Source organism: Arthrobacter sp. SAFR-044 (assembly GCF_051965175.1).
Classification (GTDB): Bacteria; Actinomycetota; Actinomycetes; order Actinomycetales; family Micrococcaceae; genus Arthrobacter.
In genome coordinates this window covers 41,200-54,760 of record NZ_JBQCMK010000009.1, presented here as the reverse complement: position 1 = coordinate 54,760, position 13,561 = coordinate 41,200, and the positions used below count along the sequence as shown (strand labels likewise).

Annotated in this window: 10 protein-coding genes; 5 read left to right on the top strand and 5 right to left on the bottom strand. The window is 61.7% G+C overall.

Annotation, left to right across the window (positions count from 1 at the left end; translation table 11 throughout):
* Window positions 1–13 precede the first annotated feature (13 nt).
* A complete protein-coding gene (locus ACTHQS_RS14605; RefSeq protein ID WP_440170248.1) occupies window positions 14–928 on the bottom strand; it encodes a PaaX family transcriptional regulator in 915 nt (304 codons plus the stop codon).
* Window positions 929–1,220: 292 nt separating this feature from the next.
* Between ACTHQS_RS14605 and ACTHQS_RS14600 the strand changes: the two genes are divergently transcribed.
* The 5 genes from ACTHQS_RS14600 (at window position 1,221) to ACTHQS_RS14580 (ending at window position 7,897) form a co-directional block, all read left to right on the top strand.
* A complete protein-coding gene (locus tag ACTHQS_RS14600; protein WP_440170246.1) occupies window positions 1,221–2,300 on the top strand; it encodes an ABC transporter substrate-binding protein in 1,080 nt (359 codons plus the stop codon).
* Window positions 2,301–2,325: 25 nt separating this feature from the next.
* Window positions 2,326–3,174, top strand: coding sequence for an ABC transporter ATP-binding protein (locus ACTHQS_RS14595; protein WP_440170243.1), 849 nt, complete (start codon window positions 2,326–2,328; stop codon window positions 3,172–3,174).
* Window positions 3,171–3,986 (top strand): ABC transporter permease, encoded by an 816-nt coding sequence (locus ACTHQS_RS14590; protein ID WP_440170240.1) that lies wholly within the window; start codon window positions 3,171–3,173, stop codon window positions 3,984–3,986. Before ACTHQS_RS14595 ends, ACTHQS_RS14590 begins: the two co-directional genes overlap by 4 nt.
* On the top strand, window positions 3,971–4,759 hold the full coding sequence (locus ACTHQS_RS14585; protein ID WP_440170238.1) for an ABC transporter permease: 789 nt from the start codon (window positions 3,971–3,973) through the stop codon (window positions 4,757–4,759). The genes ACTHQS_RS14590 and ACTHQS_RS14585 overlap by 16 nt, the downstream gene beginning before the upstream one ends.
* Before the next feature lie 276 nt (window positions 4,760–5,035).
* On the top strand, window positions 5,036–7,897 hold the full coding sequence (locus tag ACTHQS_RS14580; RefSeq protein ID WP_440170236.1) for a beta-glucosidase family protein: 2,862 nt from the start codon (window positions 5,036–5,038) through the stop codon (window positions 7,895–7,897).
* Window positions 7,898–7,968: 71 nt separating this feature from the next.
* Here the strand turns inward: ACTHQS_RS14580 and ACTHQS_RS14575 are convergent, their stop codons facing one another.
* From ACTHQS_RS14575 to ACTHQS_RS14560, 4 genes are all read right to left on the bottom strand, one after another.
* Window positions 7,969–9,198, bottom strand: a complete 1,230-nt coding sequence (locus tag ACTHQS_RS14575; protein WP_440170234.1) for a TetR/AcrR family transcriptional regulator — start codon at window positions 9,196–9,198, stop codon at window positions 7,969–7,971.
* Window positions 9,199–9,333: 135 nt separating this feature from the next.
* Complete coding sequence (locus tag ACTHQS_RS14570; protein ID WP_440170232.1) at window positions 9,334–10,161, bottom strand: fumarylacetoacetate hydrolase family protein; 828 nt, start codon at window positions 10,159–10,161, stop codon at window positions 9,334–9,336.
* A 137-nt stretch (window positions 10,162–10,298) separates the two neighbouring features.
* Complete coding sequence (locus ACTHQS_RS14565; RefSeq protein ID WP_440170229.1) at window positions 10,299–11,801, bottom strand: NAD-dependent succinate-semialdehyde dehydrogenase; 1,503 nt, start codon at window positions 11,799–11,801, stop codon at window positions 10,299–10,301.
* A 55-nt stretch (window positions 11,802–11,856) separates the two neighbouring features.
* Window positions 11,857–13,545 (bottom strand): thiamine pyrophosphate-dependent enzyme, encoded by a 1,689-nt coding sequence (locus tag ACTHQS_RS14560; protein WP_440170226.1) that lies wholly within the window; start codon window positions 13,543–13,545, stop codon window positions 11,857–11,859.
* Between the last annotated feature and the right edge of the window lie 16 nt (window positions 13,546–13,561).

Sequence of the window (13,561 nt, the reverse complement as noted above, 5' to 3'; positions counted from 1 at the left end):
TCAAAGACGTACATCAGGTCCTGCCGGTCAAAGGGCCCAGGCCCCGAGCCGGCAGGTGCAAATCGAGCAGTTCAACGCTCGTCATGGAGCGAACCTCTCCGGCCAGATCCGCGGAGAACTCCGTAAGGAGGGTGCGAAACCGGTGATCAGCGAGTTCGGAAAGGCCGTCATATATTTCTAGGAAAGCCTCGCGCGCTCTCTGTACCGGCCAGTCGTGGGGGAGCAGCCCGGCTGGGAGCAATGGATCGTGGTCGGGGAAGAAACGCCACTGATGCATCACGCGCGCCCGCTGCCGGAGCGCCTCGGCGGAACCGACCCTGCCAGCACGGATGTCCGCCCTCAGGGTCCGCGAGGCCTCGATGAATTGGTCATACTTGTCTCGAAGGGCCTCCAAGGAGAAGACGCTCACGGGATCAATGCCACCGAACGCCGCGTCCACTACTGCCCCGGAGAGCAGTGTGAGCTTCGGGACGTCGAAATCTCCGAGAGCTTTGCGTGCCTGTTCACGCAGCGTGCCTGGTCGCACCCACACGCCGTCATAAAGTACGGCGAACCTCATGGCCGATAAGCGGGAACGTACAACGTGGCGATGTGCCCGAAGATTCTCCGGCACAGAGAACAAGACAACTGTCCAGGTACCGTCCCACGGTTCAGGGTTGTCCCCGAAATTGACGATCTCACTGAGGCGCTCCGCATGGTGGACGTGAGCCTCAGGGCTCAGGTGATAGTAGGTGTTCCTTCCTGGCCTATGCACTTCCAAAAAGCCCCGTCCGGCCAGACGGCTCAGTCCGTTTCTGGCACCCACCGCTGTTACATCGAACTCCTGCAGCAGCTTCACCAGGAAGCCGGACGGTATGGGCCGCTTTTGACCAAGGAAATAGGTTCCAATGAGGGTCAGCAGCAGGTCCTGGGAGCCCCGAGCAGCCATTTAGATGCTGCTCACGTAAGTCACCCCAGCGAACACAGCAAGGTCGTCGGGGAGCAATCGGACCGGTCTTAGCGCATACATACTTCACACTCCTCACTTAGAACAGCTAAAAGGCTCGCACTCCTTGTTACGAACGTCAACCAGTCTGATGAATATTGCTACATTCGGTATGTCCGGAACGTGTCGGGTGGAAGCGTAATTCTCGTCAGAGTTGTTGACGATCGTTATGAGGTTTGCGATAGTTACTGGACACTCATGGTGTCGTGCACATCACATTGATCTAGGAGTAGTTGTGAAAAAACGGTCAACGTTGCCCGCTTTCCTCGGAGCAATCGCCGCGTCAGCCCTTGTCCTTACTGGGTGTGCTGGTGGATCCGCGAGCGAAAAAAGCGCAGATCCGCAGCAGTTGAAAGTGGGATTGTTCTCACCGGACGTGACCTTCGGGGCCTTCTACGCGGCTATCGGCCCCGACGGTGAACTCACCAAGGTCCTCAAGGATCGGAACGTTGAATTGAAAATCGAAACGATTCCTTCAGGTTCAAATCTCGTCGCTGCTCTTGCCAGCGGGTCAGTTGATGCCGCTATCGTTCCTGGCACCTCTGTCCTGGGCGTTGCTTCGCAGGGCGGACAGATGGTCCCGCTGATGAACATGTTCGATGGTCCTTCCCAGCAGATCATCGGCAATTCTTCGTCCAAGCTTGGCGGCCCTGGCGACATCAAGGTTTTCGACAAGAAACGCTGGGCCTTCACCCGCGTCGGTTCGATCTCTGAGATAAGTGCCAAACTTACGGCAGAAAGTGCCGGCCTAAGCTGGACGAACCAGGAGCGCCTGCCCTTGGGCAGCGGATCGGAAACCCAGGCAGTGCTTGAATCAGGCAGGGCTGACGTCCTGTCTACCTCTCCAAACAATGCCGCGACCGCCGTCGAGTCGGGCGCCGCTTATCTCGTGGCCAATCCCCAGGAAGATGAAACACTTCCCATCGCGAAACAGCTGAACGCAGTCTTTGCCTCATCTCCCACTTTCACTAAGGCGCATCCAGAGCTGACCCAGGACATCGTCACCGCCCTGGTCAAGGAACTCAACGTGCTCGCAGCGGCAAAGTCGCCGGCCGATTCCCTGGCTCCAATGAGCGGCGACTTCAAGAACGCCGTCGGTAAGTCCTGGGACCTTCAGTGGCAGTACTCGAAGTCGGGCTTCAGCAGGGCAACCGGCGGATTCTCACAGAAGGAAGTCGACCAGACGTTGGCGGGTGCCAAACTCGTAAATGTCGTCAAGGAAGATTTCAATCCGGCTCCCGGGCTCTTTGACAACTCCTACGTTCGCACGGCCTATGACAAGTTATCCCTTAAGACGCCGTCGGACCTCTCCTAACCCGCAGCGAAACGAAAGCAGTCCCATGGCATGGAATCAGGCAATGCACGCTCCGGCGCAAACCGCCGCAACCAAGTCCCCAGCAATCGACATTGCAGGTCTTACACAGACGTACGCGTCCAAGATGGGCACCCACACCGCCATCCGGGGCGTCAACCTCTCAATAGGCGAGGGTGAGTTTGTCTCAATCGTCGGCCCTTCGGGATGTGGAAAGTCCACCATCCTGTACCTGGTCGCAGGGCTAAGGGAACCCTCCGAGGGCCGCATCAACGTCCTGGGGCGTGCGGTCGATGCGCGAAAAGGACCCCACCCGGATGTTGGCTTTGTCTTCCAACGCGACGCGCTCCTGCCGTGGAAGACGTCGCTCCAGAATGTCGCCCTCGGGCTGCGCTACCGCGGGATGGCAAAAAAGGAAGCCAACGTGCAAGCCCGCGAGTGGCTGGAGCGGGTTGGTCTCCACGGGCGTGGAGACTCCTATCCGCACCAACTTTCCGGAGGCATGCGGAAGAGGGTCTCGATCGCAGCCAGTCTGGCACTGAAGCCCAAAATCCTGCTCATGGACGAGCCTTTCAGTGCCCTAGACGCCCAAACTCGCAACCTGATGGAGAACGACCTCCTGAAACTGTGGGAGGAAGACCGGCAGACCGTTGTGTTCGTAACCCATGACCTGGAGGAAGCGGTGGGTCTGTCCGATCGCGTGGTTACCATGACGCGGGGACCGGGCTCCGTACTCACCGACCGGAAGGTGGCCATATCCCGCCCCCGGAACCTCCTGGAGCTGCGCTTCGATCCCGAGTTCACGCACATGCACGAGGAACTCTGGAGCGACCTGCGGGAACAGGTCATGGGGTCCGGACTGAGGAGCGGCGCATGACTGCCGCCCCCCTCGATGGCCAGAGGACTGCGGCAGCGAGGATCAAAAGGCGCGCTAACCCGGCGGTGCAAGTCGTAACCGCCCAGGTTCTCATTTGGGGTGCGCTTATCCTGGTTTGGCATTTGACCGCCGTCACCGTCCCCGGCATGGCGTCCCTGATCGGATCGCCCCAACTGGTCGTCGAAAGACTCGGCAAATGGGCTGCAGACCCTGCATTTTGGTCCAATGCAGGAACAACAGTCACCAGTGCCCTGACGGGCTTTGTGGCAGGCGCTGCAGCCGCGTGCCTTTTGGTGGCGATTACCTGGCCATTCCCCCTGATGCGCCGGTTTCTGGCTCCGTTCCTCATCATCGCGAACGCAGTGCCCCGTGTAGCGCTGGCACCTTTGTTCATCTTGTGGTTCGGCATTGGAACAACGTCAGCGGCAATGTTCGTGACGTCCATCATCTTTCTTATCGTCTACCTCAACGTCTTCAACGGTTTGTCCTCAATCGACACGATCTATGACCAGAATGCCCGCGTCCTTGGTGCCGGCAGGATGTGGCGCGCAACCTCCGTGTATGTCCCCGCCGTCATGGGATGGCTGATGAGCAGCCTCCGCCTCGCCCTCATATGGGCCATCCTCGGAGCCGCTCTGGCCGAGTACCTGGCCGGCTCAAGAGGCCTTGGCTCCTATCTCGCGCGCGGCAACATCCTTGGTCAGCCGGACCTCCTGCTTGGCGCCGCAATTGTTATAGCCATGTTGTCGCTGTTAGCAGACCGCGCCTTGGCAATCATCGAAAGGAGATTTACCCAGTGGCGGCTATTTTAGGTGCGCGCAGGAGTTCGAAGGCACTCATGGTCCTGGCCCAACTCCTCTTCGTTGTCGGCTTGCTGGCAGGCTGGCAGGTTCTCGCAACCAATGGAGCCCTCAATGCCTTCGTAGTGGGAACGCCGATGAAGATTGGCGCCAACATATGGCAATGGCTGCAGGACGGAAGCCTCGTCGCTCAAACAGCAGCAACAGTGATAGTCACCCTGGTGGGCTACGGTGCGGCGCTGGTTGCGGGAGTAGCCGTCGGCACCGTCGCGGGAACCTTTCCCAGCGTGGGCAGGATCATCTCACCCTTTATCACTTTTTGGCAGGGATTTCCCAGGCTCGTCTTCTACCCCTTTTTCGCGGTCGCACTGGGCTACACCATCGCTTCGCGGATGATTCACGTCGCCTTCGTCGTCATTTTCATCATCATTGTCAGCACCGCTGCCGGAGTAGCAGACGTCGACCCGGACATCCGGCACAACGCCCGTATTCTGGGGGCCAACCGGTGGCAGGTAATCAGGGACACCAGACTCCCTGCGGCCGTACTGTGGGTGGGAACCTCCGCCCGCATCACCTTCGGTTTCGCCATTCAGGCCGCCATCGTAGCCGAATTCACCGGCGCCGGCTCCGGTCTCGGGTACCTCATGGTGGTTGGGCAGAACAGCTTCGACGTCAACGTCGTTTGGGCTGCAACAGTCGCCGCGATCGTGGTTGCTGCAGTTGTGGATCGCAGCCTCCTGCTCGTCCAGAATTACTTTTCCCGCTGGCAATCCGACCAGCGCTAACCGCCGGGCCGGGCCTCCCGAGCAGGAACTGAAGGCATGCCCGGCTAGCGGCGACAAGGGCGTTACGCTCCATGACGACACCGCTGCCCTAAAAACCGACCGATTGTTAGCAAACTCGTCCTGGTATGTGCGGTAATGGACATGCCAGCCCATACCGACTTCCCCTCACGGTGGCCTTGAGCCGCAGCTGGCAAATCTCGTAACCCCACAGTCAAGGAGGACTCAGTGCAGAAATTCCTATTCTCAGCTCCGGCTGAGCGGCGCAGGTACAGACGAGTGGTCACATCTGTCGTTGGGAGTATCATCGTCGCCACCACCCTCGCCCCGGCCGCTGCAGTGGCCGCGCCCACGACACCTGAACCGACATCCCCGCCCATGGCCGCCGACGCTCCGTGGACCAAAACCGTCAAGTGGATCGCCGGTAATGCAACCCCCAGCGAGGAAATCGATCTGATCGAGGGGAGCTTCGCAAACAAGTTCGGCATCGACGCCACCACCGATCCCGATCCTCACGGTCAAGCAGGATATGTCAAGGGCATTCCCCGCCTGGGCGTCCCCGAGGCGCGCCACGTAGATGCCCAGGGAATCGAAGTATTTGCTGAAGCAACTGCATTCCCTACCCGCCTGGGACTTGCCGCCTCCTTCGACCCGGAGGCAATCGCTGCTTTCGGCAAAACCTCAGCGCGGGAGGGTCTGGCTCTGGGCCAGGACCTGATTTATGCACCGCAGACTGACATCGCCAGAACTCCTTCGTGGCGCCGAAACATGACCGCGTACAGCGAAGACGCATACCTTGCCAAAAGGTTCACCGCGGACGAGATCAATGCTATCCAAGGGACCGGGCTAATGGCCCAGGTCAAGCACGTCGGCATGTACAACGGACAGGAACAATCAACACCGTCGCTGGTAGGAGAACAGGCGGCCAGGGAGATGTACCTCGCCCCTGCCGAGGCTGCGGTTAAGGACGGCAAGGTGTCATCCCTGATGTGCTCCTACGCCACGTTCCAGATCCTCGACTATCAGGGCAGCCCGCACTATGCCTGCTCCAACGAAGGAATGCTCCAGGGCATCATCAAGGGGGAGTGGAACTTCAAGGGCTGGGTCACCACCGATTACAACGCCGCCAAGAGCACCTCGGACCTCGTGGCCGGGACTGACCAGGAATTTCTCACCAGCTTCCTGAGCGGGAAGAACCTTATCCCGCTCATCGACCCGGCCTCCCCGTCGTACGACAAGGCCTATGCCGACGCCGCGAAAGAAGCCGTCGCACGGATCGTTTACCAGTATGAACGGTTCGGGCTTCTTGACAACACAAAGATTCCAGCGGCACAGCGCTCGAACGTGAAGCAGCACGGAAACTCTGAAAAATCCGACCTGAACGCGAACGTTGATAAAGCCGAAGGCATCAAGCAAGCGCTGAAGCTGTCTGAAGACGCAGCCGTCCTGCTCAAAAACAACAACGCAACCCTCCCTCTCGGAACCGGCAGCAAAGTCGCAGTCACGGGAGTAGCGGCAAATCTGCTGCCTGCAAGCCCCGGAGGTGAGCGGTCAACCGGGTTCAGTGACCGGGTCGCCATCAGCCCCTTCGACGCGATGACTTCCCTGGCCGGCAGCAACGTCACCCACACACCCGGTGACGACATTTGGGGCGAGCCGGTGCCGGCGTCTGCACTGAGCCAGGACCCCACGGGTGACAAGCCGGGCCTGACCCGTACCCGTACGAGTGCTGACGGTACCGTCACTACCGCCACGGACCCCGCCCTTGACGGAAACGTCAAGGGCCTGGTCAAGGGCGATACCTACACGTGGACCGGTTACGTGAACGTCCCGGAGGGCGGCAGTTACCGGCTCCTCGTCCAGCGGCCCTACGGCTACGACACAGGGGACCGAAACGCCTTCAACCATGGAATTCGGAACGTGGAACCAACAGCAGTTCCCCAGGGGTTCGGCTTACCTCCCGCCACGACTGCACCTCCTAAGGCAGTCACCCTCACCGTCGACGGCGCCGCACTTAAACTGTCCGATCCTGACAGCAAGATGACGCCCAACGACTACCCTGCAGTCTCAACGGACAAAACCATCAAGACTGTCGCAGCCAATGGCCAGTACCTCGGCGTTGCCAACCAGGCCGGCACGACGAACCTGACTCCCGGCAGGCACAAGGTGGAAATCAGCTATACCCCCCATGATGGCCTGGCGTCCGACCCTGCCATCCGGTTCGCATGGTCCAACACGGATACGGCGCTTGCCGCCGCGGCTGAGGTGGCTAAGTCCAACGACACGACAGTGGTCTTCGTCGATGATGCGAACACAACAACCGGCGATGGCGGAAGCTCCCCCCTCACTGACGTGGCACAGCTTGCAGCCTCACAGAACCGTCTGGTCTCCACCGTCGCTGCAGCCGCGCACGTCGCCGGCCACAAGGTCGTCGTCGTGCTCAACACTGGCTCCGCCGTGCAGATGCCGTGGATCAACGACGTTGATGCTGCTCTGGAAATGTGGTACCCCGGCCAGGAAGGCGGAACAGCAACAGCCAACGTCCTGTACGGCAAGGTAAACCCCTCCGGCAAGCTCACAATGTCCTTCCCTGTCGACAGCAAGCAGACCCTGTTTGCAGGACACCCGGAACGGTCCGCTGGAACTCAGGACGCGGGCGAAGCCCAGAAAACCATCAAGTGGTCTGAAGGCCTCAATATGGGCTATCGGTGGTTCACTGACCCGGCAGCCAACGCCGCCGCGGTTAAACCACTGTTCGCATTCGGCCACGGCCTGAGTTATACCGATTTCTCCTATTCGGGTCTGGGAGTAACCCCGGCCGCGGACGGCGGCCTGGACGTCTCCTTCACGGTGACAAACCAGGGAACCAAGGATGGCGCTGACTCCGCCCAGGTCTATCTGGGGAAGTCCCCTGATCTCCGCAGCAGTGTCGCCCAGACAGCGATGAAGATGGTCCAGTTCGGCAAGGTTTATCTCCCCGCAGGTACCAGTCAGAAGCTCTCGCTGCACGTCGACCCCAAGGACCTTTCGTCTTGGGATGCATCGAAGGGGGAGTGGGTACGGGGGACCGGCACCCGCAGCGTGGCCGTCGGGGCAGCCTCCGATGACCTCCTCCTGCAAACCACCACGGCGGTGAAGTAAACCCAGGCCAAGGGGCGAGGGCCCGGAGCTGCGGAAGCAGGTTCGGGCCCTCGCCTGGTCTCAGGGCTACTTCAGGAACCTGAATCGCGAAGGGCGGTCTTCGCCAGGCTGCCGAGGTGCGCCTCCATGTCGGAGGCCACGTCGACGGACATGGGGTCGTACAGCCAGCCAATCCGCAACCCATCCAGCAGCGCGGCCAACCAAACCCCCTCGGTGGCCGGATCGGACAATCCCAGACCCCCAGCAGCCAGTGCAAAGTCAGACCTGGACCGTTGCAGCCGCTCGTCGACGTAGTCGTGAGCGGGATGATCTGCCGGGCGCGCTTCGCTTGCCAGAACGACGGACAGCCTGAGCATGCTGGCGGAACTCAATTCGTAGGTTGCGGTTTTGACGAGATGGTCCCAAAAGCTGTCAGTCTCAAGCTCGCTGTCCCGGGCGTCGTCCAAAGAGCGGCGCCAGCGGTTTATGACCGCGATGAGCAGATGCTCCTTGGTGGCAAAGTGATGGAAGACGGTGGATTTTGCGATCCCGGCGCGGCGGCTGATGTCGGCCAGGCTGGTGTTGTGATAGCCCTCGCCCGAAAAGAGGTCAACGGCTGCGCGCAAGAGGCAATCGCGGGTTTGTCTGCCGGCCGAATACCCGTCCTTGTCCAGCTCGCGGACCCGGGGCGGGGCAGCAGGTGCGATATTTGGAAGTGAGCTGCCGAATCCGCGTGGAATCCTTCCTGCCATCTGTTCCAGACGTCGGCGAAGCATCGCCGGGACGTTGACGTCAGGCGAATATAGGGAATGCAGTTGCAGGCCATCCCACGCAGCCTGAAAACGCCTGGCTTCTCCAACCACGTCTATGTCCTGGGGCAACTCCCCGCGCTCGACAGCACTGAGGAAATGGTTTGTGATCACGTCCTGCACGCGTCTGGCCCGTTCAACGAAGCGAAGATGCGCCGGATGATCGGGGTTGCTCGCCTCACCCAGAAGGACACTGTAGACCTCCGAGTAGCCTTCCAATTGCTGGTTGCGCTCCGCGAGCTCGGCGAATACGTCGAGGCTCACCATGGTGTCCGCCATGACCGGGCCGCCCTCGGCTCGTCGTTCCCGGAGCCCGTCCAGCACGGCTGTGAGCAGATCTTCCTTTGAAGGGAAATAACGCAACAACCCCTGCATCGAGATCCCGGCTTCCCGTGCGACCTGGCGCAAGGAAATGCTCCAGTAACCCTTTTGTGCAAAAAGTTGACCGGCAGCCCTGACGATCGCGTCATGGCGGGCTGCCCCGTTCCGGGTACGGCGCACTGGGCTGTTCACCCATACACCATCTCACGTCTCATTTTCACGGGCGGTTTCCGGGCCCGTGAAAGAACCGTGGGCGTTACGCGGCGGACGAAAGATGGCTCAGGGTGCGTTGCAAAGGCCAGCCCCCGGACCCTGCTAACTCGCCGATCAAGCTTCCTTGACCACCCGGTTTCGCAGCTGGCCCAGGCCTTCGACGGTGGTGACCAGGACCTGGCCCTCCTGCAGGTAGCGCTTGGGGTCCTGGGCGTGGCCCACGCCGCCAGGGGTGCCCGTGGAAATCACGTCGCCCGGATTCAGCGTAATGATCCTGGAGATGTAGGAGACCAGGAACTCCGGGGTGAACACCAGGTCCGAGGTAGGGGTGCTCTGTTGGACTTCGCCGTCCACGGCTGAGGTCATCAGGGGGCCCGGCAGGAACTCGTCCTGAGTGAGCATAGCCGGCCCGAATGGCGTGGACTTTTCCCAAGTCTTGCCCTGCAGCCACTGCACGGTGCGGAACTGGTAGTCACGCATGCTGACGTCGTTCAGCACTGAATACCCGGCGATGTGATCCCCCGCCTGGGCTTCGGGAATCCGCCGCCCGGCCCTACCGATCACGACGGCGAGCTCGGCCTCCCAGTCCACGGTGTCCGATTCCTCCGGCAGGATCAGGTCGTCGTTCGGACCGATCAGGGACTCGGCGTATTTGGCGAACAGTGTGGGGTACGCCGGAACATCATGCCCCATCTCTTCGATGTGGTTCCGATAGTTTTGGCCCACGCAGATGATCTTGCCCGGGGACGGCACGACGGCGGCGAGATCGGCGCCGTCATAGGGGTGCGTTGTGCCCTCAGCTGTCTTCGCAGTGCTCTCCCAGTTGGGGTCTTTCAGCAGGGCGCCGACATCGGAAAAGCCGGGAATCTCGGTGAGGGTGTCGCCGTCCTGCCGGACCGCTGTGGTGACGCCATTGCCAAGGCGGAGCGTGAGGAGTTTCATTGCTTGCTGTGTCCTTGAAAGTAGGTGCGGTGGGAAAGCGCCTGGTCCTTGGGAGTGCCCCCTGGCTGGATGGTTCTCAGTCGCCCAGCCGAGGTAGCCGCATTCGGGGGCCAAGCGGTTGCAGCTCCCATGCCTGTTCACGCGGTGTAGGGGTCGCTGATACCGATGTATTGGGTAGTGGTGTATTCGGCGATGCCTTCGGAGCCGCCTTCACGGCCGAGACCTGATTGCTTGACGCCGCCGAAGGGTGCTGCGGCGTTGGAGATGACGCCGGCGTTGAAGCCGACCATGCCGAACTCGATCTGTTCCGCCACTCGGAGGAGCCGGTTGAAGTCGCGGCTGTAGAGGTAGGACGCGAGCCCGTACTCGGTGTTGTTGGCGAGCCGGATGGCGTCTTCTTCGGTGGTGAAGGTGGTGACGGGTGCGACGGGGCCGAAGATTTCCTGGCCCAGGATCGCGGCATCGTTCGGGACGTCGGCAAGGACGGTGGGCTGGTAGAAGTAGCCTGGCCCGTCGAGCGGTGCACCGCCGGTCACGGCGACGGCTCCGGCATCGACGGCGGCCGTGACCAGGGCGTGTACGTCATCCCGGGCGCCGGCGTCGATCAGGGGCCCGACTTTCGTTTCCGGGTCGGTGCCGCGGCCCGTGGCCAGGGCCCCCATGGCGGCGGCGAACTTGCGGGTGAATTCCTGGGCTACGGATGCGTGGACGAGGAACCGGTTGGCGGCGGTGCAGGCTTCACCCATGTTCCTCATCTTCGCCGCCATGGCACCCTCGACGGCAGCGTCGAGGTCGGCGTCCTCGAACACAATGAACGGCGCGTTCCCGCCGAGTTCCATGGAGGTGCGCAGCACATTCTGCGCAGCGTCTGCCATCAGCTGCTTACCGACAGGTGTGGAGCCGGTGAAGGAGACCTTGCGCAGGCGGGAATCCTTCAGCAGGGGACCCGATATGCCCGACGCTGAGGCGGAGGCGACGACGTTCAGGACCCCGGCGGGCAGGCCGGCATCGAGCATGGTCTGCGCGAAGTACTGCGCTGTGAGCGGGGTGAGTTTGGCCGGTTTGAGGACCATGGTGCAACCGGCGGCGACGGCGGGGGCGACTTTGCGGGTGGCCATGGCGAGCGGGAAGTTCCAAGGGGTGATGAGCAGGCAGGGTCCGACGGGTTTGTGCTGGACCAGGATCTTGTTCTTGCCTTCCGGGGTGGTGAGGTAGCGGCCGTAGTCTCGGACGGTTTCCTCGGAGAACCAGCGCAGGAACTCCGCACCATAAGTGACTTCGCCGCGTGCCTCGGCAAGGGGCTTGCCCATTTCCAGGGTCATCAGCAGCGCGAAGTCCTCGGCACGTTCGGTGACCAGGTCGAAGGCGCGGCGCAGGATCTCGGCCCGCACGCGGGGCGCGGTGCGCGCCCACTCGGCCTGTGCCCTGTCAGCAGCGTCCAGGGCAGCGATGGCGTCCTCGCTGGTAGCGGAGGCGAGGGTGGCGAGCACCTGGCCGGTGGCGGGATCCTGCACATCGAAAGTGCCGTCGTCGGATGCCTCCCGCCATTCACCATCGATCAGCAACCCGGTGGGCACGGCTGCCAGCAGGGAAGTCTCCCGCTCACGCGGGTCAGCAGGGGACAGCTCAGAAACAGTCATAAGGAAATCCTTTAAAGGTAGGGTTTTCGAGAGGCGGAAACACCGGAGGGCGTCTTTAGTAGTAGGCCTTGACTCGTTGCTCAACCAGGAGGTGGATGAGTGCGAACACCTTGTCCTCGTCTATCGCCTTGAGGGCGGTGGTGATGGCATCGGGAACATCGGCGTCGCGTTCGACTTTGATGCCGAAGCCGCCGAAGGCCCGTGCCATGAGAGCGAAGTCGGGATTTTTGAGCTGCGTTCCCGAGACCCGGTATGGGTAGTGGCGTTCCTGGTGTGTGCGGATGGTTCCGTATTCCTGGTTGTCCATCACGATCACCAAGGGGGTTGCGCCGTACTGGGCTGCAGTGGCCAGTTCCTGACCGTTCATCAGGAATTCGCCGTCGCCGGCGATGGTGACCACACGCCTGCCCGGGTACTCCAGTGACGCGGCGATTGCGGAAGGAACGGAGTACCCCATGGAGCCATTGCGCGCGCTGATCATCGATGCATACCGCTGGGTGGGGAAGTAGCGGTGGGCCCAGTTGGTGTGCTCGCCGGCACCTAGGGTAACCATGGCGTCCACCGGCAGCGTGGGGACAAGATTGGCCATCAGGGTGTCCATGCGGGCCTGGCCTTCGCTGGGAGTTGCTGGCGGGAGGGCGGCGAAAGCTTCCTGCTCCCCGCGCATCCTCGCTGTCCAGGTCTGCCACTCGCTTTTGACCGGGAGTTCGATCTTGGCCAGGTCGCGCACGAAAACATCGGGCTTGGCCACGATCTGGTAGGAGACAGGGCCGGAACGGCCCCGGAGTGACGGGTCGATGGTGACCAGGAAGTTCTTCTTGTTCCAGTCCTGCCGGCACAGGAACCCGTCGGTGATGACATCGCCCGGCACTGTTCCCACAAAGACAAGCAGGTCGGTTTCCTCCAGCAGGTCATATGTCGGGCGGGGCCGTCCGTAGCCGATGGGTCCAACGTAGGAGGGGGAGTCGAAGGGGACGGTGCCTTGGGTACGCCATTCGGCTGCTGCGGGGATGTGGTGCTTTTCCAGCCAGCGGGTGAGCTGGTCTGCGCCTTCCTGTGTCCAGTCATTGCCGCCGGTGACAAAAAGGGGCTTGCTGGACGCGGCCAAGGCCTTCGCAAGGGCCTCAGAATCGACTGTTGTCATACCGCCAGTGGCCACCGGAATCGGGGGATGCAGCTCGGCGCTGATCTGCTGCCGGATCACATCCTCCGGCAAGCCCACCACGACTGGGCCGGGCCTGCCGCTCATGGCCGCGAAAAGCGCTTCCGCGACGATCTCCGATGCCCTTTGGGCGTGATCGAGGACCATGACGCGCTTGGCTCCGGTATCGAACCAGGCCTTGATATCGAACTCCTGGAACGCCTCGCGATCCCGATGCGCGAAGGGAATCAGCCCGACGAACAGCACCATCGGGGTCGAGTCCTGCCACGCCGTGTGCAGACCAACGTGCGCATTAGCCGCACCGGGGCCCCGGGTTACCATCGCTATACCCGGCAGCTGGTTCATTTTGCCGTCAGCTTCGGCCATGTACGTTGCCCCGCCCTCGTGACGGCAGACAATCGTCTCAATTGGCGAGTCGTGGAGGCCGTCCAAGACGTCCAAGAAGCTCTCACCGGGCACGACGTGGGTCCGTCTGATGCCGTGGGCGACCAGGGTATCGACAATGACGTGTCCGGCCGACTTCTGGCCAGTTTCCGGGGCAACCTGAATGTTCAGAGCGTTTTGCAGCAGTGCTTCAGTCATCGTGCTGCCTTCCTGT